At 73.0% G+C, this 19,257-nt stretch carries 14 protein-coding genes, 2 pseudogenes and 4 riboswitches; of the genes and pseudogenes, 1 reads left to right on the top strand and 15 read right to left on the bottom strand.

Translation table 11 applies throughout. The features are described 5' to 3' along the window. Positions 1–114: 114 nt before the first annotated feature. The 8 genes and pseudogenes from ACZ34W_RS33120 to ACZ34W_RS33085 all read right to left on the bottom strand — a co-directional run bounded on the left by ACZ34W_RS33120 (position 115) and on the right by ACZ34W_RS33085 (position 9,791). On the bottom strand, positions 115–1,029 hold the full coding sequence (locus ACZ34W_RS33120) for an IS982 family transposase (protein WP_465609446.1): 915 nt from the start codon (positions 1,027–1,029) through the stop codon (positions 115–117). Positions 1,030–1,087: 58 nt separating this feature from the next. Then, positions 1,088–1,262 (bottom strand): annotated as a pseudogene (locus ACZ34W_RS33115) (hypothetical protein); the annotation flags it as partial. Positions 1,263–1,423: 161 nt separating this feature from the next. After that, positions 1,424–1,662: riboswitch (cobalamin riboswitch) on the bottom strand. Between the two features lie 66 nt (positions 1,663–1,728). Beyond that, positions 1,729–2,046 (bottom strand): hypothetical protein, encoded by a 318-nt coding sequence (locus ACZ34W_RS33110; RefSeq protein ID WP_465609444.1) that lies wholly within the window; start codon positions 2,044–2,046, stop codon positions 1,729–1,731. 19 nt (positions 2,047–2,065) lie between these two features. Continuing rightward, on the bottom strand, positions 2,066–2,914 hold the full coding sequence (locus tag ACZ34W_RS33105) for an ECF transporter S component family protein (RefSeq protein ID WP_465609442.1): 849 nt from the start codon (positions 2,912–2,914) through the stop codon (positions 2,066–2,068). After that, positions 2,911–4,554: an ABC transporter ATP-binding protein gene (locus tag ACZ34W_RS33100; protein WP_465609440.1), complete on the bottom strand. Its 1,644-nt coding sequence runs from the start codon at positions 4,552–4,554 to the stop codon at positions 2,911–2,913. Before ACZ34W_RS33100 ends, ACZ34W_RS33105 begins: the two co-directional genes overlap by 4 nt. Beyond that, on the bottom strand, positions 4,551–5,792 hold the full coding sequence (locus tag ACZ34W_RS33095; protein ID WP_465609468.1) for a CbiQ family ECF transporter T component: 1,242 nt from the start codon (positions 5,790–5,792) through the stop codon (positions 4,551–4,553). Before ACZ34W_RS33095 ends, ACZ34W_RS33100 begins: the two co-directional genes overlap by 4 nt. A 10-nt stretch (positions 5,793–5,802) precedes the next feature. Further along, a complete protein-coding gene (locus ACZ34W_RS33090) occupies positions 5,803–6,906 on the bottom strand; it encodes a hypothetical protein (RefSeq protein WP_465609438.1) in 1,104 nt (367 codons plus the stop codon). Further along, on the bottom strand, positions 6,903–9,791 hold the full coding sequence (locus ACZ34W_RS33085) for a prenyltransferase/squalene oxidase repeat-containing protein (protein ID WP_465609436.1): 2,889 nt from the start codon (positions 9,789–9,791) through the stop codon (positions 6,903–6,905). Before ACZ34W_RS33085 ends, ACZ34W_RS33090 begins: the two co-directional genes overlap by 4 nt. 188 nt (positions 9,792–9,979) lie before the next feature. Next, positions 9,980–10,097: riboswitch (cobalamin riboswitch) on the bottom strand. Positions 10,098–10,172: 75 nt separating this feature from the next. Beyond that, positions 10,173–10,249: riboswitch (cobalamin riboswitch) on the top strand. A 131-nt stretch (positions 10,250–10,380) separates the two neighbouring features. Between ACZ34W_RS33085 and ACZ34W_RS33080 the strand changes: the two genes are divergently transcribed. Continuing rightward, positions 10,381–11,808: a prenyltransferase/squalene oxidase repeat-containing protein gene (locus ACZ34W_RS33080; RefSeq protein ID WP_465609434.1), complete on the top strand. Its 1,428-nt coding sequence runs from the start codon at positions 10,381–10,383 to the stop codon at positions 11,806–11,808. A 241-nt stretch (positions 11,809–12,049) separates the two neighbouring features. Here the strand turns inward: ACZ34W_RS33080 and ACZ34W_RS33075 are convergent, their stop codons facing one another. The 7 genes and pseudogenes from ACZ34W_RS33075 to ACZ34W_RS33045 form a co-directional block, all read right to left on the bottom strand. After that, entirely contained in the window at positions 12,050–12,529 is a 480-nt protein-coding gene (locus tag ACZ34W_RS33075) for a flagellar hook-length control protein FliK (protein ID WP_465609432.1), read from the bottom strand. A gap of 34 nt (positions 12,530–12,563) precedes the next feature. Then, complete coding sequence (locus tag ACZ34W_RS33070) at positions 12,564–13,631, bottom strand: peptidase (RefSeq protein ID WP_465609430.1); 1,068 nt, start codon at positions 13,629–13,631, stop codon at positions 12,564–12,566. Positions 13,632–13,731: 100 nt separating this feature from the next. Beyond that, positions 13,732–13,881: riboswitch (cobalamin riboswitch) on the bottom strand. 195 nt (positions 13,882–14,076) lie between these two features. Continuing rightward, positions 14,077–14,572 (bottom strand): annotated as a pseudogene (locus tag ACZ34W_RS33065) (enoyl-CoA hydratase-related protein). Continuing rightward, the gene (gene mmsB, locus ACZ34W_RS33060) at positions 14,569–15,456 is read right to left on the bottom strand and encodes a 3-hydroxyisobutyrate dehydrogenase (RefSeq protein ID WP_465609428.1); all 888 of its coding nucleotides are present in this window, start codon (positions 15,454–15,456) and stop codon (positions 14,569–14,571) included. The pseudogene ACZ34W_RS33065 and the gene mmsB overlap by 4 nt, the downstream one beginning before the upstream one ends. After that, positions 15,453–16,526 carry an enoyl-CoA hydratase/isomerase family protein gene (locus tag ACZ34W_RS33055; RefSeq protein ID WP_465609426.1) on the bottom strand — a complete coding sequence of 358 codons (1,074 nt, stop codon included), beginning with the start codon at positions 16,524–16,526 and terminating at the stop codon, positions 15,453–15,455. Before ACZ34W_RS33055 ends, mmsB begins: the two co-directional genes overlap by 4 nt. Continuing rightward, on the bottom strand, positions 16,526–17,680 hold the full coding sequence (locus ACZ34W_RS33050) for an acyl-CoA dehydrogenase family protein (protein ID WP_465609424.1): 1,155 nt from the start codon (positions 17,678–17,680) through the stop codon (positions 16,526–16,528). The genes ACZ34W_RS33055 and ACZ34W_RS33050 overlap by 1 nt, the downstream gene beginning before the upstream one ends. Further along, positions 17,677–19,176 (bottom strand): CoA-acylating methylmalonate-semialdehyde dehydrogenase, encoded by a 1,500-nt coding sequence (locus ACZ34W_RS33045; RefSeq protein ID WP_465609422.1) that lies wholly within the window; start codon positions 19,174–19,176, stop codon positions 17,677–17,679. Before ACZ34W_RS33045 ends, ACZ34W_RS33050 begins: the two co-directional genes overlap by 4 nt. Positions 19,177–19,257: the final 81 nt, after the last annotated feature.

Here is a 19,257-nt window from a genome sequence, read left to right as displayed (position 1 = left end):
GGCCGCCCCCCAGGGGTCTCGGCCCGCGACGCGTTCCGCCGACAGCGGTCTCGGACGGACTCGCCGTGAGGAAGCCGCTCCGGCTTCCCGTCGTACCGACAAGCTGCTTCCGGGTCAGTGATCATAGGCGGTCAGTGACCGCATGACCGGCTGGCCGGTGTGCTGGTTGTGCCAAATCGCCGCGGTCAGCGCGAGGATCCGTTGGAGCACGCGGACGATCACACCGCCGGGAGTGCGACCGCGGTGGCGCTCCAGGTCGAGCTGTCCCTTGAAGGTCTCGTTGATCGACTCGATGACCTGCCGCAACGGTTTGAACAGCTGTGACGCGGCCCGCTCGGCCTCGCCCTTGCGTGCCGGACACAGTAGGTGGACGCCCAGCTCGGCGAGCTGTGTTTCGAACTCGCGGCCGAAGTAGTTCTTGTCGCCGATCAGCGTCTGCCCGCGACGGTCGTCGAGGAGTGCCGGCTCGGTGGCCAAGATGTCGAGCAGGGTCTCGCGCTCGTCGGCCTTCGCCCCGGTCAGCGCGAAGGCGATCGGCAGTCCGCCGAGGGGGCACACCAGGTGCAGCCGCAGTCCCCTGAAGTAGCGCGAGTGGCTGGCGCAGTAGCCGTACTGGGCCCAGCCGGCCAGGTCGGACCGCTCAACCGTTTCCCGGGAGCGGCCGCACTCGATCGGCGTGGAGTCCACCACCCACACGTCGTCGGTCCACAGCGTGGTGTCCGTGGCCAGTACGCGGCTGGTATGCCGGATGAGTCCGACCGCCTTGCGCAGGCGCTTGTTATAGCCAGGCTGCTTCGGCAGGTACGGGAACAGATGTCGCAGGTGCGTGTGCGCGTGACGCAGCCACTTGGCCTCGGAGGTGAAACCGAGCATCGCCTGCATCATGGCCAACGTCACGAGCTCGGCATCGCTGAGCTGCGGCGATATACCTACTGCCGGACGCCACGGAGCAAGCTGCGGCGAATCCTTCAACAGGTCGTCGGTCTTCACATAGAGTGCGGTCGCGAGGGAGTCCAAGTCTGGCGTCACACCCTGACTTTGGTCTCCCTCGTCTCATGTCCGCAGCCACCCCTTGGAATCGATCATCTAGCTGCCGCCAGTTCCCCCGGCGCAGGTCAGCGGCGGTGGGCCAGCAGCACCTCGGCGGTGACAGCGCCCTTCCAGTAGCCCTCGATCGCCTTCTTCAACTCCCGGCCCCGGCCCTGGCGGGGGTAGCCGTGGGCGGTGGCGAGGCCTGCCGCGGCTGCGGACTTCGTGGTCAAGGGACTCTCCTTCGCGAGTCTGATTCCTCAAGTGCCCGGCGACGGGACGAGGACGCGAAGGGACGACGGACCGGGCAGCGGCCGCCACGAACGTGCTGGCCCGGTCTGCCGGGTATGATCGCCGACCCGCCCTCGAGGTCACCGGATTGCCGCCCGCGAACGGTCGCGTACGGGCAGTGGCAGGTCTTCGGACTCGCGGGCACGCCCTCCCTCGTCGAGGGCGGACACCTACTGGCCGTCGCTTCCCAGACCCGACCCGGGCCCAGTGCGTATGACGGCGGTCGTTCCCACTCACCGCTGCGGGGCAGTCCCGGACTGGCCCGTTGAAAGGCGTCACCGGGTTCCCTCTTGCGACGCCCTGCCTGGCGGACGGCGCGAACCAGCTGCACGGCCGGCTTAGGGGCAGGACGGTGGGAGCTGAACAGTGAATCACTCAAGTTGTCCGAATGATGAGACGGAGTCGACGTCAGGACCGGTCGGAGGGCTCCGTGACACGCTGTAGCGCCTCTCGGATATCGGCGAGCAGTTCGGGCAGGCCTCGCCCGGGGCCAAGCTGTTTCTCCACCCGCTCGACCTGGTCGGCGGGGAGGCTCGCCAGCACCCGTTCGGCTTCGCTCAGCAGCTCTCGGATCCGGCCGAGGTCCAGCTTCATCCGGGAAACCTGGGCCCGTTGTCCGCCCAGCTGGCGGCGGGCGGACTCCAGGCCCGCGTGCTGTTGCGGTGTCAGGACGACGATCTCCGCACCGTCCATCGCCACCGTCCTGGGTTTGTCGGCCTTGGGCACGGTGGTGGACCTTTCGGAATCAGGAGGGCGCCGCTCCGGCCGGCCGTGCGGCATGTTCCTGAGCGGGTGGGGCGTCGGAGTAGTCCGCAGCCTCGAAACGCACCGTGGGCTCGAAGTTGGCGCGCCGGGCCGCGCGGCGGAAAACGGTCAGCACGGCCGGTCCGACGACGAGCACGGCGGTGAAGGTGGTGACGGCGCGGCCAGTGTCCCAGCCGAGCGAGGTGGCGAGGTCGAAGAGCAGGTAGCGGTGCCACTGTTCGGTGAAGGGCAGGCCGGGGAGGTAGGCGATGGAGCTGTTCGGGTCGGTCGAGAACGGCCAGAAGGAGAGGTTGAGCAGGAAGCCGAACAGGAAGCCGGAGAAAGCCCCGTAGGCGGCCAGCATCGGCACCTCCCAGCGGCGCCGGGCCGGTGGGAGCAGCCCGGCGAGCATGCCGATGAAGGCGCAGCCGAACATCTGGTAGGGCATCCAGGGGCCGACGCCTCCGGTGAGCAGGGCGGAGGCGAAGAGCGAGGCGCAGCCGAGGGTGAAGCCGAAGCCGGGGCCGAAGACGCGGCCGGCGAGGACGAGGATGAAGAAGACGGTCTCCACCCCGGCGGTGCCGGCGCCGAGGGGTCGGAGTCCGGCGTTGACGGCCGAGAGGACGCCGAGCATGGCGAGGGCCTTGGCGTCGATGCCGCCGGCCGAGATCTCGGCGATGACGACGGCGAGGACCAGGACGAGCAGGGCGCCGAAGATCAGGGGTGGGGCGTAGTTGGAGCCGAACGTCCCGGGTGCGACGACGAACGGCCAGGTGAAGGCGGTCAGGCCGATGAAGGCGGCCAGGGCGACGACGATGCGGGCCCGGCCGGGGATGCGGACGGCGGTCATCGGACGGCCTCCGCCACCGCGAGGGCCTCGGTCACCTGCCGGGTGGTCAGGTAGTCCAGCGGGGCGAGGATCTTGGCGGTCTGCGGGGCGAAGGTGGGTGAGGCGACGATGACCTCGGCGGTGGGGCCGTCGGCGACGATCTCGCCCTCGGCCATCACGACCACGCGGTCGGCAGCGGAGGCGACGAACTCGACGTCGTGGGTGGAGACGACGACCGTACGGCCTTCGGCGGCGAGGGCGTCCACGATGCCGGTGAGTGCTTCCTTCGCGTGGTAGTCGAGCCCCCGGGTGGGTTCGTCCAGCAGCACGACCCTTGGTGCGGCAGCCAGTTGGATCGCCAGGACGAGCGCCAGCTTCTGCCCCTCGGAGAGGTCCCGGGGGTGGGTGTCGTCGGGGATCCCGGGGGCGAGGCGGTCGAGGATCTGCCGTGCGGTCGGCCCGGCGGCCTGGCGGGCCTCCAGGTCGCTCTGGGTGAGCTCCTGGGCGACCGTCTCCAGGTACAGGAGGTCGGTGGGGGTCTGCGGGACGAGTCCGACCAGGTGCCGGGCCTGAGCCGCGGGGAGGCGCTTGGGGTCCTTGGCCGGACCGCTCTCGACGCCGGTGACCTTCACGCTGCCGCCCTGGCGGGGTCCGGAGCCCTGGAGGGCCCACAGCAGCGAGGACTTGCCGGAGCCGTTACGGCCCATCAGCGCGGTGACCTCGCCCGCCCGCAGTTCCAGCCCGACCTCCCGGACGGCGGCCACCGGCCCGTAGCGCACCACGACCCGCTCGGCGGACAGTACGGTCTCCCCTGCCGCCGGTGCGCGACGCGGTGCCGGTGCCGGGCGTGCGGCCAGACGTTCCCGCAGCGGTGCGGCGGCTCGGCGGGCGTCGCGGACGGACAGCGGCAGGGGCTCCCAGCCGGCCAGGCGGCCAAGGTCGACGACGGGCGGCGCGATCGCGGTGGTTCGGAAGACCTCGGCGGGCGGCCCGTGCACGACGGTGCCGTCGCCGGGCAGGTAGGCGACCCGGTCGGCGTACTGGACGACGCGTTCCAGGCGGTGTTCGGCCAGCAGGACGGTGACGCCGAGGTCGTGGACGAGCCGGGTGATCGCGGCGAGTACCTCCTCGGCGGCGGTCGGGTCGAGTGCGGAGGTCGGTTCGTCCAGGACCAGGACGCGGGGGTGCGCGGTGAGCACCGAGCCGATGGCGACGCGCTGCTGCTGGCCGCCGGAGAGCTCGTACAGGGCGCGGTGGCGCAGGTGGGCCAGGCCGAGCAGGTCGAGGGTCTCCTCGACGCGCTTGCGCATGACCTCCGGTGGGATCGCCAACTGCTCCATGACGTAGGCCAGTTCCTCCTCCACCGTGTCGGTGGTGAAGCCGGCCAGCGGGTCCTGGCCCACCACGCCGACCACGTCGGCGAGTTCGCGCGGCGGGTGGTGGGCGGTGTCGCGGCCGTCCACGGTGACCCGGCCGCGCAGGGTGCCGCCGGTGAAGTGCGGCACGAGGCCGTTCACGGCGCCGAGCAGGGTGGACTTGCCGGCCCCGGTGCGGCCGACCACGAGGCAGAGCTCGCCCTCCGGGATGTGCAGGTCGACGTCGCGCAGGACGGGCGTGGTCTCGCCGTCGTACACCACGCTGACCCGGTCGAATCGGATCACGTGCTCACCTCGGAGGTCGTGCGGTCGGTGCTGACGCCGACGCTGACGCTGACGTCGTTGCTGCTTCGGCGGGCACCGGTGGCGGTGTCGGTGGCCCGTTCGGGGGTACGGCCGGGCGGCGGGGAGACGATCCCGGCGGCGCCCGCCAGCAGCAGGGCGAGCACCGGGACGAGCGGCAGCGCCGGCCAGGTCAGCGGGTAGAGGGAGGGGTTGAGTTCGGTGGCGTCGTAGCCGACCGTGGCGCACAGCAGGACGGCGGCGGTCACCCCGCAGCCGGCGACCGCCCATTCGGCGGCCCGCCAGCGGTCCGGCCGGTAGGTGGTGCGCCGCACCCGCCGCCCGCCGAGGACGAGGCCCGCCACGCAGAGGACGGCACCCGCGAGGAAGGCGGGCAGGCCGAGCGCGGCGGGGGCCGTGCCGTCCAGCAAGCCGTACACCCCGGCGCACAGGCCGCACATGCCGAGCAGCATCAGGGTTCCGGTGAGCCGGCGGGAGCGCCGCGAGGCGGTGCCGGAACGCCCGTAGCCGCGCGAGTCCATCGCGGCGGCCAGGCTGAGCGAGCGTTCCAGCGCGTCCTCCAGGACCGGCACCACGATGCCGCGCAACGCGCGTACGCCCTTGCGCTGTCCGGCGCGCAACCGCCGGGCCCGGGCCACGCGTTGGACGCTCTGCACCAGCTGCGGCGCGACGCTCAGCGACACCGTGACGGCCACGCCGAGCTCGTACAGAGCCCCCGGCAGCACCCGCAGGGCACGCTTGGGGTTGGCCAGGGTGTTCGCCGCGCCGATGCAGCAGATCAGGCACGCCAGCCGCAGCCCGTCGAATGCCGCGGAGAGCGTGGCCTCCAGCGAGACCGGTCCGCCGATCCGGATGCCCGCGTACCAGGCCGGGGTGGGGATGTGCGGCAGGGAGAAGAGCAGGTGGTCGTGCGGGGTGATGCCGGTGGCGAAGACGCACCGGAAGACCACCCGGATCGCCACCACGGTCAGGGCCACCCACAGGTAGTAGGTGAACCCGCGCGCCCACGGGGCTTCGCTGCGGCGGGCGGTGACCACGTAGCCGAGCACGGCGAGGACGAGCAGGAGCAGCAGCGGGTTGGTGGTGCGGCTGGCCGCCGTCGCCAGGGCCAATGCCCACGTCCACCAGGCCAGCGGGTGCAGGTTCCGCGGGGCGCGTCGGCCCGCAGCGCCCAGGCCGGGGACGCGCTGCGGGGAGGCCGTGCCGCGCGTGTCGAGCATGGTCACCGGATCACTCCGCCCGGCGCCGTCGGCGGCGCGCGGCGACCAGGGTGGCCACCCCGAGCACCACGACGAGGATGGTTCCGAGTACGGCGGGGAGCATCGAGCCGGAGTCGTGCGGTGCGTCCGCCACCGGGTCGGCGTTCACCACTGCTCCCGGTACGGCGGGGGTGGCCGTCGGCGCGGCCGAGGCCTCCGCCGTCTGTGGGGTCGGCTGATCGGTCGGGGTGTCCGTCGGCGGCGCGGTGGGCGGGTCGACCGGCACCGGTGTGGCGGGCACCGGTGTGGGCTCGGGCGCCCCCCAAGGGGTGACGCCGTCCTCGGGGGTGCCGGCGGTGCCGGCCCCCGGCGGTGTGCCGGGCGTCGGCGGCCGGGCACCGCCCGCCGGGGGTTTGGCGGGCACCGGGGCCCGGCCGGTTCCGGCGCCACCGGTCGTGCCGGTGGCACCTGTCGAACTGCCGCTGGAGCTGCCAGAGCCTCCCGAGGCACTGCCGGAGCCGCCCGTGGTGCCCGTGGTGCCCTGGCCGCCGGGGTCGGTCGACTCCCCGCCGGGGCTGGAGTTGAGCGCCCGGACGCTGTCCGGCGAGAAGGCCGGGCGCCCCTCGGTGCCCTCGATGTTCGTACCGCCGAAGATCCACAGGTCCACGCTGCCGGGCTTCGGCTGGTACAGCATCGCGCCGAGCTGGCTGTACGACCACGTGTTCTGGCCCGGATCGGCGTGCCAGTACGACCAGTAGGCCGTGGCCGGGGGTGTCAGGACGCATTTCTCCTGGTCCGGCGTGGGGTACTGCTTGCCGCCCTGGAAGCCGCTGTAGCCGATCCGGCAGATGAACGCCGGACCGTCGTGCCCGGTGCCGGTGGTCTTCCAGCCGCCCTGGTTGAGCAGGGCGTAGCCGGTGGTCGGGGTGGTCCCGCAGGAGCGCAGCAGCGGGCCGCCCCACTTCCCGAAGTCCACCGCGAGTACGACCCCGGAGGTCGTGGTGCACTGATCCGTCGGCAACGGCGCCGCAGCAGCCGGGGCCGCGCCCACGGCGATGCCGCCGAAGGCGAGCGCGAAGGCCGGCGCCGCCGCCCCGAGCAGCCGGGCGAGCCGCTCACCGAGTCCGCGGCTCACCGGTGACGCCCCGGGGCGGCCGCGTTGCGGCGACGGGCGAGGATGACGGCCGCGGCGCCGAGGGCGGTCAGCAGACCGGCACCCGTGGTCAGGGCCAGCGCCGGGGTGCCGGTGCTGGCCAGGTTGCCGGAACCGGTCCGCGCCGCCACGTCCGCGGCGGGGGCACCGCCGTCTCCGGCCGGGGCACCGATGCCGTCGGCCGGCCAGGTGGTCGGGCCGCCGCTGGTCGCGGGAGCGGAGGTGGGCGAAGTGGACCCGGTGGGGGTGGGCGTGGCGGTCGGGCTCGGCGTGCCGGTCGGCGTGCCAGTGGGCGTGCCGGTCGGAGTCCCCGTCGGCGTGCCGGTGGGGGTGCCCGTCGGAGTCCCCGTCGGCGTGCCGGTCGGAGTGGGCGTCGGAGTGGGCGTGCCTCCGAGGTTCCTGGACAGCGTGCCGAAGGAGATCCCGGTGGCACCGCCGATCGCCTGGGTGGACGCGCGGACGTCCGAGCCCCGCTGCCCGGCGGACGCGACGTTGAACCCGCCGTCGCCGTTCTGCTGGCCGGCGAGGAAGTCGAGCGCCTTCGCGATCTGCCCGCCGTAGGCGGCCTTGCGCAGCGTCATGCCCTGGACGGCGAGGGCAGCCGAGTTGGTGGAGTCGCCGGCCGCGCCGGGGAAGCCGCCGTCGGGCAGCTGCTGGGCGGCGAGCCAGGTGAGCCCCGTGTCGACGGCTTGGGCCGCCTCGTCGCCGGGGACGAGGGCGAGGGCCATGACGGCCATCGTGGTGCTGTCCACGTCGGAGTCGCCGGTGGCGGGGATCAGGCTCGGCCAGGAGCCGTCCGGGTGCTGGAGGCTCCTGAGGTAGGCGATCGCGGGAGCGGCATTGGTGGAGTCCCCGGCACGGAGCTGGGCGGTGATGCCCAGCGACTGGGAGAATACCGAGGTCGCGTAGGTGTAGTTGCCGGGTGCCGCGCAACCGGTGTTCTGGTCGGCCCTGGCGCAGACGGCCTGGTCCAGGGCGGCGATCAGGTCGTGGCCGCCGAAGGCACGCGGGTCGCGGCCGACGATCTCGGCGAGCAGCGCCTCCTTGCCGATCGAGCCGCCACCCGCGTACTCGGTGCCGACGGCGGTCCAGTCGTTGACGGTCCGCTCGTTGGGGTCCTTGCCCTGCTGGTCCAGGAAGTCGACGATCTTGCGCAGCGCGGCGTCATCGGTACCGGTCGCCGCGAGGGCGTAGGCCCCGTCGATGGTGAGGCCGAAGTCGGCGAAGGCCGGGAAGGCCTCGTAGTAGTGACCGTCGATCAGCCGGGCCGGATCGGTCAGGTAGGTGCTGCCCTTGCCCGGGTCGGGGGTGCGCCCGGCGGGCGGGGTCGGTGTCGTGGTGGCGCCGTCGGGGTTGTGTCGGACGGTGGTGAGGTCGGTCCCGGTCAGGGCCAGGATCGCCTGTTCGGTGGCGGCCGCGTCCGGGTCGGGGGTGGACGCGTCGGGCCCGAAGCCGCCGTCCTTGCCCTGACGGGTGGCGAGCCAGGCCTTGGCGGTGGCCTGCCGGGCGCCCTGGCCGGTGGCCCGGAACGCCTGGGCGGCACTCGCGGTGCTGACCGTGTCGCCGGGGGCACCGAGGTACGGGACGAAGGAGCCGTCGGCCTGCTGGCTCGCCGCGAGCTGGTCCGCGGCCTTCTTCGCCGTCGTCTCGTACCCGGGGGCCGTACGCAGGGCGAGGACGGTGACGGCGGTGTTGAGCGGATCGGATTCGCAGGTGCCGCCGGCCACGATCATCGACCCGGCGATTCCACCGTCGGCGCACTGGAGGGCCGTGAAGCGGGCGAGGGCCGACGTGGGCGGCGCGGCACCGGCACGCTGCAGGGCGATGACACCCAGCGCCTGGACCCAGGGCGAGGCCGCGCCGAAGAAGTCCCCGGCAGCAGTGCAGTTCCCGTTCTCCCCGGCCGCCGTGCAGACGTGGTCGGTCAGCGTGGCGATCAGGTCACGGCCGCCGAAGGAGCGGGGATCGCCACCGGTGCTCTCGGCGACGAGCGCCAGTAGCGCGGCGGCCCGCGCATCGGGCTTGCCGGTCGGGCCGTCGGGCAGGAGGAAGACGTCGGTGCGGGTGGAGAGGAAGCCGACCACCTTACGCAGCGCCGGATCCTGGGTGCCGGCGGCGGCGAGCGCGATGGCGGTGAGGGTGGTCCGCGGGTAGTCCGGTCCCGGGGCGGCCCAGTTCTCCATGTGGTCGCCGCCGACGAGCTGCCCGACGAGCCAGGCGGCGGCAGTCGCCGGGTCGCCGGTGGCGGGCGGCGGGCCGGTCGGCGACGGGGTCGGGGTCGGGGTGACTGTGGGCGAGGGCGAGGGCGAGCTGGAAGACGAGGGCGAGTTCGAAGGCGAGGGCGAGGAACTGCCGTTCTTGGCCCGGACCGAGTCCGGGGTGAAGGTCGGTGCTCCGCTCGTGCCGCCGATGTCGGTGCCGCCGTACACCCAGGCCTCGACCTCGCCGGGCTTGGGCTTCTGCGTGCCGGCGCCGAACTGGCTGTAGGACCAGCTCTCTTGGCCGGGTGCGGCGATCCAGTACGACCAGTACGCGGTGGCCTGCGGGGTGTTGACGCACGGCTCCTCGGCCGGCGTCGGGTACTGGACGCCGCCGTTGAAGGTTCCGGTGCCCAGCCGACAGATGAAGGCCGGGCCGTCGTGCTCGGTTCCGGTGGTGGTGAACCCCGCGGTGTGCAGCAGGTTCATCCCCGTCGTGGGGTGGGCGTCGCAGCCCCGGACGACACCGCCGCCCCAGTGGCCGAAGTCGACCGCGACGATCGCGCCCGTCGTCGCGGTGCACTGCTCGATCGGGTCGGCGGCAGCGGTACCGGGGTGTCCGAGCAGGACCGTTCCGCAGGCGGCGGCCGCGACGGTTCCGGCGACCATCAGGGACGCGAGGTCCCGGTTTCTGTGACGTGTGCGACTGCTGCTGACCCTCACGACGACTCCCTCGTCGGTCGACGCAGGAGACCACGGCGCAGCCGACGGCCCTCCGGAGTCGCGGGGCCGTCAAGAGCTGCGTCGTAGTCCGCGACGACGCAAGTGCTGTGTGAACTGACCCCCGGTCCAGGCATTCCGGCTCACCCACCGAGGTGGGTCTACGGTTGCGGGTCAGCGCCGGAGTCGGACCGGCTTCCCCTGAATGCCGAGGGTGAAAAACCGGTTCATCAGACCACGCCGGTCAATGGGGAGTCAACGGTTCGTCAGGTAGGTCACACCACCTCGTCGACCGGTCCGCCGTGCGGTAGCGTCCGCGGTGGCCGAGTGGGGGAACCCGGTGCGAACCCGGGGCTGACGCGCAGCGGTGTGGGGTGGCGGTCGAGCCGTCCCGAGCCCGAATGCCCGCCCGACCGTGCACCACGGCGAAAGCCGGCCCACGCGATCCGGGCGGCGGCCGCTCCGGCAGGCGCGCTTCCGAACGGACGCCCGGACTCCGGGGCAGGGTCGACGCCCGCCACCCCAAGGAGCCCGTCCCGTGTCCTTCCCGGCCCCCTCGCGGACCACCGCGACCCGCACCGCCACCGCCGTCACCGTCGCGCTGACGGCCGGAGCCCTGCTGCTCTCAGCCGTTCCCGCCCACGCGACGGCCAGTCCCACCCAGATAGCCACCTCCAAGAGCACCGGCGTCACCTACCTGAGGTCCCTTCAGGCCGCCGACGGCAGCTACGTCACCGGCGGCGGACTCTCGAACGAGTGGGCCTTCAGCGCACTGGCGGCCGCCGGCACGGCCGCCGCGGACGTCACCCCCGGCGGCGACCCCACCAAGAACGCCCGCCTGGTCTACCGCAACCAGCTCGCCGCCCCCGGCTGGCCGAGCGCCTCGCCGGTCGTCACCGACTACGAGCGCGGCATCCTCAACGCCTACGCCGCCGGCATCGACCCCGCCCGGGTCGGCCCGGGCCGCAACCTCCTCGCCGACCTTGCCGCCTACTGGCAGGCCGCCGAACCCGGCTACTACGGCCCGTCCGCCAACTTCAACGGCACCGTCTTCGGTCTGCTCGCCCTGGCGGGCGCCAAGACCCAGGCGGGCACCCGGCGCGCCCCGCGGGCACTGCTGAACGCCTCCGGCGCCGTGGTGCGCGCCAACCAGCACAACGACGGCGGCTGGAACTACAGCAAGGCCGCCGGCGACCCGACCGCGCTCGCGCAGGGCAGCGACATCGACATGACCGGCGCCGCCATGGCCTCGCTGTGCACCGCCGGCGTGCCTAACACCGATCCCGCGATCGTCGCCGCCAAGAACTTCCTCAAGGGCAAGCTCGCCTCCTCCGGCGCCTTCAACGCCATGTTCGGTGTGAACACCGACTCCAACGGCTGGGCCGTGTCCGGCCTCAACGCCTGCGGCATCAACCCCCAGGGAACCGATTTCACCAGCGGCACCGGCAAGACCCCGGTCGACTTCCTCATCGCCCAGCAGTTCAAGCCCGGCGGCGGCTTCAAGTACCTGCCCACCGACACCACTCCGTCCCCGTACGCCTCCGTCGACGGTCTGCGCGCCGTCGCCGGCGCCGGGTTCACCGCCGCCCCGCCCGCCCCGACCGCCGCCGGCGAGCCGACGTGGGCCGCCGCCACCGGCTTCACCGCCGGCACCGCGGCGAAGCTCACCCTGGTCGTCGACGACGGTACCGGCGCCCTCAAGGTCTGTGCCGTCACCCTCGCTCCGACCGCGACCACCGCGACCCTCGGTGACGTCCTCGACGCGGCGGCCACCGCTGTCCCCAGCGGCTGCGTCACCGCCGTCACCCCGTCCTCCGGCGGCGGAACCGTCACCGCGCTCAACGGCACCGCCAACAGCGGCTCCTCCACCTGGAAGGTCAGCCTGGACGGCACCACCGCCACCGCCGCGACCCGGGCCACCACCGTCCACCTCGGCGACGCCGTGTCGCTGAGCTACGGCAGCTGAGCTACGGCAGCTGACCGCACGGGCCCGGCCGACCGCCGGTCGTTCCGCTTCGGTACCGGACGAATCACTGCGGCCCGGGGCTCCGCGCCCGGGCCGCACAACAGGGGCTGCTGAACGGGATCGGTGGGCTGTTCGCCCGTCACCTCCTCCGACGACGGCAAGCGTCCCACGACGGATGAGCCCTGGGCGCCGGCGCCCAGGGCTCATCCGTCGCGGAGGACGGGCGCCGGCCTGCTCACGTTCAGGGCGCCGTGATGCCCGGCTGGGTGCCGGCGCCGAAGGACCAGCCCTCGACGTCGCCAGGGGCCGGGTTGTAGTTGCCGGCGCCCAGGCTGCTGTAGGACCAGGGGCCGCCGTGCTGGGCGTGCCAGTACGACCAGTAGGCGCTGCCGGTCGGGTTGGTGCAGGTGGCGGGCAGTGCGTTGATCTTGCAGACGAAGCCCGGGAAGCGGGGGTGGAAGGCGTACGAGAACCCGGCGCCGGTGAGCGCGGCGAGCCCGCTGGCGGGGTCGCCGGGGGCGCAGCCGGTCTCGATGCCGCCGCCGACGGCGGTGAAGTCGACCACGACGGTGACGCCGGTGGTTCCGTTGCAGGCCGCCGCCTGGGCCTGCGGGGCCTGGGCGGCGGAGACGCCGAGCAGGCCGGCGGTGAGGGCCGCCGCGGCGGCGATCGACCCGAGCATCCGGCGGACGGGGCGGGACGGGGTGAGGGTATCGGTCATCGGAACTCTCCTCGTGGGATCAGGGTTCGGCGTCTCAGCGGGTGGCCGGGGCCGGGCAGGCGAGGGTGGGGGCGCCGGGGCGGGACCCGGCGGCGGAGAGGGTGGCCAGCGGGGTGCCCGCCAGGCCGAGGACGGCCTGCGCGGTGGCCCGGGCGCCGTTGCCCGCGGTGAAGCCCGACGCGTCGTAGGCGACCGCGCCGCGCACCGCCGGGTCGGCGGAGCAGCCCTGCTGGAACTTCACCAGCCGGCTCCAGCCCTTGAGGCCGGCACCGAGGCGCCCACCGGAGAGCAGTGCCTGGGTGGCCAGGCCGGTGGTGTTGGCGTTGGAGGCGGTCGCCCCGGCGGCCGCGAAGCCGCCGTCGGCGTTCTGGTGCGTGGTCAGCCAGCCGAGGCCCGCGTTCGCCTCGGCGTTGCGGCCGTTGACGGCGAGCGCCTGGACGGCGAGGGCGGTGGCGTCGGCGTCACTGGTGCAGGTGGGCTGGCCGAAGGCGGACGGGTAACCGCCGTCCGCGCACTGGCTGTTCGCCAGGAAGTCGACGGCCGCGGCGGGAGCGTCGCCGGGGGTGCGGTGCAGGGCGATCAGGGCGAGGGACTGGCCGAAGGCGTTGCTGTAGTCGCCCCACTGCGACCGGTCGGAGAACCGTCCTTCGGCGGTCTGCAGCGAGCGCAGCCGGGCTGGCAGGTCGACGCCCCCGAAGGATGCCGGGTTCCCACCGCGCACCTCGACGGCGAGCAGCAGCTTCGCGGTGGCGCCCGCGTAGGCCTCGGTGGCGCCGTCGCCGAGGTAGCCGGAGATGATCTCGGGCTTCGCCAGCCAGGCGGTGGCCTTCGCGGCGGCCTCGTCGGAGCTGTGCGAGGCGGCGAAGGCCAGCACGGCATCGACGGTCAGACCCTGGTCGGGGTAGGCGGTGCCGTTGAAGACGGACTCGAAGTGGTCGCCGTCCACGAGCTGGCGGGCCAGCCAGCCGCCAGCGGCGGCGTCGGGACGAACGGTCCGGGAGGACGTCGTTTCGGCGTGGGCGGCGGTGGCCACCGGGAGCGCGGTGGCGAGCGCCAGGGCGGGTATCGCGAGCAGACCGAGGGTGCGGCGGAGCGTGGGCATGAGTGCCTTTCCGGGCCTGGACGCAGGGGCCCGGAGGACGCCGGGCAGCACGCCGGGCAGCCCTCGGAGCTCCGGCCCGCAGACCACGACGGGAGGAGGGGACGACACATCCCCGCCGACGGGTACTCGGGCTCGCCGCCGACATGCCGTCGGCGGCCTACCGTTGCGGGTCAGCGCCGGATTCGGACCGGACTTCCCCCGTCGACGGAGTCACAACGTGACGGCTCATCATGGCGAAACGGAAAAGATCGGGTCAAGGGATCGTGCGTCACATCACGCAGGCACCAGCGGGTTCCGCCGGCACACTACGCCTGGCCGACGGGACCGCAGCGGACCGGGCCCGCGAGCGCGAGGGCTGGATCACGGACACCTACCTGCTCCGGCGGTCCGAGAGCTGACGGGCGGTGCGCCGCCCCGGACGAGGGGCGGCGCACCGCGGGCGCCGTCAGCGGTTGCGGAACTCCGGCGGGCGCTTCTCCGAGAAAGCCGCCATGCCCTCCTTCTGATCAGCCGTCGCGAAGACGGCGTGGAAGAGGCGGCGTTCGAAGCGGACGCCCTCGGCGAGGGTCGTCTCGTACGACCGGTTGACGTCCTCCTTGAGCATGATCGCCGCCGGGGTGGACATCGCCGCGGCGGTCTCGGCGGTGGCCAGGGCCTCGGCCGGCAGCCGGTCGGCGGGGACGATGCGGGAGACCAGTCCGGCCCGCTCCGCCTCCTCGGCGCCCATCATCCGGCCGGTCAGACAGAGGCCGCGAAGGCCTTCTCCGAGTCGGTGACCACCAGGCAGCCGATGTCCGGGTCCCGGTCGAACTCCGTCGCCGCGGAGACGACTTCGCTCATCAGGAGCGTGTTGAGCGCGTTGAGCGCCTTCGGCCGGTCGAGCGTGATCAGCCCACCCGGCCCCTGCGCTCGACCAGGATCGTCTCGTAGGTCTCGGTCATTTGCCGCCCTCCCTCAAAGTGGTGATGATCGCCGAGAAGTCCAGGCCCGCACCCTCGTCCGCCGCGAAGTCCGCGTACAACTGCGCCGCTCTGCGACCGAGCTCGGTCGGCAGGCCCGCTGCGTCGGCGGCCCCGGCGGCCAGTCCGAGGTCCTTGGCCATCAGCGCGGCGGCGAACCCGGCCGCGTACTCGCGGTTCGCCGGACTGGCCGGCACCGGCCCGGGGACCGGACAGTTACTGGTGAGCGCCCAGCACTGGCCGGAGGCCGTCGAGGCGACGTCGAACAGCGCCTGGTGGCTGAGCCCCAGACTCTCCCCGAGCACGAACGCCTCGCTGACCGCGATCATCGAGATGCCGAGGATCATGTTGTTGCAGATCTTCGCCGCCTGCCCCGCACCGGGCGCGCCGCAGTGCACCACCTTGCGGCCCATCGCCTCCAGAACCGGGCGGGCGCTCTCGAAGTGCTCCTTCTCCGCGCCGACCATGAAGGTGAGGCTCGCGGCCGTCGCGCCGACCACCCCGCCGGAGACCGGCGAGTCCACCGCGCGGTGCCCGGCGTCCACCGCGAGATCGTGCACCGCCCTGGCATCCGCGACGTCGATCGTCGAGCAGTCGACGAAGAGCGTTCCCGGGCCGGCGGCGGGCAGCAGCTCCGCGTAGGCGGCCAGGACGTGGCGGCCGGCCGGCAGCATGCTGATGACGACGTCGGCCTCGCGTACGGCCTCGGCCGCGGACCGCGCAGGGCGGATGCCCACCTCCTCGGCGTGCCGCAAGGCCTCCGGCACCAGGTCGTAGCCGGTCACCCGGTGCCCGGCCTTGACCAGGTTGGCGGCCATCGGGCCGCCCATGTTGCCCAGTCCGATGAATCCGATGCTGTGGCTCACCAGCGCTCCAGGGGTGTGGTGGCGGCGAGGCCGAGCTCGTGCTCGCCGAGCGGGGCGAAGTAGCGGGCCACGGCAGCGGGTTCGACGGCGCTCAGCGTGTCCGGGCTCCACTGCGGCGAACGGTCCTTGTCGATCACCTGGGCCCGGATGCCCTCCGCGAGGTCCCGCGTGGCGAGCGCCGCGCAGGAGCTGCGGTACTCCTGGTCCAGCACCGCTTCCAGCGGGCCCAGCGCCCGGGCCCGGCGCAGCGCCGCCAGCGTGGCCTTCACGGCGGTGGGCGAGTTGGCGGTGATCCGGTCCACGGCCTTCTTCGCCTCGGGTTCGCCGCTGTCCCGCAGCCGGTCGAGGATCTCCTCGACGGTCCCGGCCGCGTAGCAGCCGTCGATCCACGCACGCTGCCCCTCCAGCCGGCCCGGCGGTGCGGGTTCGACGTGCCGTTCGAGGGCGTCGTGCACGGGCAGCTCGGCCAGGTCGTCGAGTAGGGACGGGAGGCGCTCGGCCGGCACGAAGTGGTCGGCGAGCCCGCAGAGCAGCACGTCCGCGGCGCCGACGGAACCCGCGGTCAGGGCGAGGTGGGTACCCAGCTCGCCCGGGGCGAGGGCGAGCAGGTAGGTGCCGCCCACATCGGGCACGAAGCCGATCCCCGCCTCCGGCATCGCCACCCGGGTGGTCTCGGTGACGATCCGGACACTGCCGTGAGCGGAAACCCCGACCCCGCCGCCCATCACGATGCCACTCATGACGGCGACGTAGGGCTTGGAGTACCGGGCGATCCGGGCGTTGAGGCGGTACTCGTCGCGCCAGAACTCCTCGACGGCGCCCGGGTCCCCGCCGGTGGCGGCACGGTGGATGGCGACGATGTCGCCACCGGCGCAGAAGGCACGGTCGCCGGCGCCGGTGACGACGACGGTGTCGACCCGCTCGTCCTGCTCCCACGCGTCCAGGGCCTCCGAGATCGTCCGCACCATGCCGTGGGTGAGGGCGTTCAGGGCGGCGGGCCGGTTGAGGACGATCAGCCCGGCGCGGCCATCCCACTGGACGAGGACCTCCTCGGTGTCGTTCCCGGTCATCAGGCGGCTCCGGTCAGGCCGCGGGCGACGATGACGCGCATGATCTCGTTGGTCCCTTCCAGGATCTGGTGCACCCGCAGGTCGCGGACGATCTTCTCGATGCCGTACTCGGCGAGGTAGCCGTAGCCACCGTGCAGTTGGAGCGCCTGGTTGGCGACGTCGAAGCCGGTGTCGGTGGCGTGCCGCTTGGCCATCGCGCACAGCTGAGGTGCCCGCCGGTCGCCCCGGTCCAGGGCGGCCGCCGCGCGCCACACGAGCGCTCTCGCCGCCTCCAACTCCGTCGCCATGTCGGCGAGTCGGAACTGCAGTGCCTGGGCGTGCAGCAGTCGGGCCCCGAACGCCTCACGGTCGGCGAGATAGGCCACCGCACGTTCCAACGCACTCTGGGCGCCGCCCAGTGAACAGGCCGCAATGCCGAGCCGCCCGCCGTTGAGGCCGCCCATGGCGATGCGGAAACCCTCGTCCTCCGCCCCGAGCAGGCGGTCGGCGGGCAGCCGGACGCCGTCCAGCAGCACCTGCCGGGTCGGCTGGGCGTTCCAGCCCATCTTGTGCTCGTTCGGACCGAAGGACAGCCCACGGTCGTCGCGGTCCAGGAGGAACGCGGAGACGCCGTCCGGCCCCGGGCCGCCGGTCCGCGCCATCACCACGTATACCTGGGATGTGCCCGCGCCGGAGATGAACTGCTTGACGCCGTCCAGCACCCACTGGTCGCCGTCGCGCACGGCCCGGGTGGTGAGCGCGGCGGCGTCGGAGCCGGCGCCGGGCTCGGTGAGGCAGTAACTGCCCAACTGTTCGGCCGTGCAGAGTGCCGGAAGCCAGCGGGCACGCTGCGCCTCGGTCCCGTAGCGGTCCACCATCCAGCCGACCATGTTGTGAATGGACAGGTAGCCGGCGATCGACGGGCAGCCGGTCGCGAGTGCTTCGAAGGCGACCACCCCGTCCAGTCGGGAGAGCTCCGATCCGCCGACGTCCTCGCGCACGTACACACCGGCCAGGCCCACGTCCGCCGCCTTGCGCAGCACCTCGACCGGGAAGTGCTTGTCCCGGTCCCATGCCACCGCGTGCGGGGCGAGGTACTCGTCGGCGAAGGCCCGGGTCGCCTTCGCGATGGCGCGCTGGTCGTCCGTCAGGTCACTTGCGTGCACGGTACTCATCCCATCGTCGGCATGGTGAAGCTCGCGCCCTCCTTGACCCCGGAGGGCCAGCGCGAGGTGACGGTGCGGGTGCGGGTGTAGAAGCGGATCGAGTCGGGGCCGTGCTGGTTGAGGTCGCCGAAGCCGGATCGCTTCCAGCCGCCGAAGGTGTGGTAAGCGATCGGCACCGGGATCGGCACGTTGACCCCGACCATGCCGGTGTTCACCCGGCGGGCGAAGTCCCGGGCGGTGTCGCCGTCCCGGGTGTAGATGGCCACGCCGTTGCCGAACTCGTGCTCACTCGGCAGCCGCAGCGCCTCCTCGTAGTCAGCGGCGCGGACCACGGCCAGGACCGGGCCGAAGATCTCCTCCCGGTAGATCCGCATGCCGGGAGTGACCCAGTCGAACAGCGAGGCACCGAGGAAGTAGCCGTCCTCGTGACCGGGCAGGCGGAAGTCCCTTCCGTCCACGACGAGTTCGGCTCCCTCCTGGACCCCGAGGTCCAGGTAGTCGCGGACGCGCTCCAGGGCGTCGCGGCCGACCAGCGGACCGAAGTCGGCCGCCGGGTCGTCCGAGCGGCCGACCTTCAACGCGGCGATCCGCTCGACCAGCTTCGCCACCAGGGCGTCCGCCGTCTCGTCCCCGACCGGGACGGCGACCGAGATCGCCATGCAGCGTTCGCCGGCCGAGCCGTAGCCGGCGCCGACGAGGGCGTCGGCGGCCTGGTCGAGATCGGCATCCGGCATCACGATCATGTGGTTCTTCGCTCCGCCGAAGCACTGGGCGCGCTTGCCGTGCGCTGCCGCGGTCGCGTAGACGTGCTGGGCGATCGGGGTCGAGCCGACGAAGCCGAGCGCCTCGACCCGGGGGTCCTCCAGCAGCGTGTCCACGGCCTCCTTGTCGCCGTTGACGACGTTGAGCACGCCCGGGGGAAGCCCCGCTTCGAGGAAGAGCTCGGCCAGGCGCAGCGGCACCGAGGGGTCGCGCTCGGAGGGCTTGAGGACGAAGGCGTTGCCGCAGGCCAGCGCGGGCGCGGCCTTCCAGAGCGGGATCATCGCCGGAAAGTTGAACGGCGTGATGCCCGCGACCACGCCGAGCGGCTGGCGCATCGAGTAGACGTCGATTCCGGTGCCGGCGTTGTCGCTGAACTCGCCCTTCAGCAGGTGCGGGATCCCGGCGGCGAACTCCACGACCTCCAGGCCGCGCTGGATGTCGCCGTGGGCGTCGGCCACGGTCTTGCCGTGCTCGGCGGACAGCAGCCGGGCCAGCTCCTCCTTCTCCTGCTCGACCAGCTGCAGGAAGCGCAGCAGCACCCGCGCCCGCCGCTGCGGGTTCCAGGCGGCCCACTCGGGCTGGGCCTGCGCGGCGTCGGCGATCACCGCCTCGACCTCGGCCCGGTCGGCCAGCGGCACCCGGGCCTGAACCCGGCCGGTGTTGGGGTCGTACACGTCGCCGAAGCGCCCGGACGTCCCGGCGATGCGCTTGCCGCCGACGAAATGGGTCAGTTCACGAACCATCGTTTCCTTCTCTCATCGTGGATGGGGAGAGGAGGAATGGAGAGACCACCGCCGCCGTCCGGGCACACGGTCGTGCGCGCC

Source organism: Kitasatospora sp. NPDC022856, assembly GCF_055561235.1.
This window is presented reverse-complemented; position numbering and strand designations above follow the sequence as displayed.

Excerpts from the sequence above, each read along its gene's own strand:
- ACZ34W_RS33105 (WP_465609442.1), bottom strand. The coding sequence starts at position 2,914 with ATGACCGCCGTCCGCATCCCCGGCCGGGCCCGCATCGTCGTCGCCCTG.
- ACZ34W_RS33095 (WP_465609468.1), bottom strand. The coding sequence starts at position 5,792 with ATGCTCGACACGCGCGGCACGGCCTCCCCGCAGCGCGTCCCCGGCCTG.
- ACZ34W_RS33085 (WP_465609436.1), bottom strand. The coding sequence starts at position 9,791 with ATGGTCGCCGGAACCGTCGCGGCCGCCGCCTGCGGAACGGTCCTGCTC.
- ACZ34W_RS33075 (WP_465609432.1), bottom strand. The coding sequence starts at position 12,529 with ATGACCGATACCCTCACCCCGTCCCGCCCCGTCCGCCGGATGCTCGGG.
- ACZ34W_RS33070 (WP_465609430.1), bottom strand. The coding sequence starts at position 13,631 with ATGCCCACGCTCCGCCGCACCCTCGGTCTGCTCGCGATACCCGCCCTG.
- ACZ34W_RS33055 (WP_465609426.1), bottom strand. The coding sequence starts at position 16,526 with ATGACCGGGAACGACACCGAGGAGGTCCTCGTCCAGTGGGATGGCCGC.
- ACZ34W_RS33050 (WP_465609424.1), bottom strand. The coding sequence starts at position 17,680 with ATGAGTACCGTGCACGCAAGTGACCTGACGGACGACCAGCGCGCCATC.
- ACZ34W_RS33045 (WP_465609422.1), bottom strand. The coding sequence starts at position 19,176 with ATGGTTCGTGAACTGACCCATTTCGTCGGCGGCAAGCGCATCGCCGGG.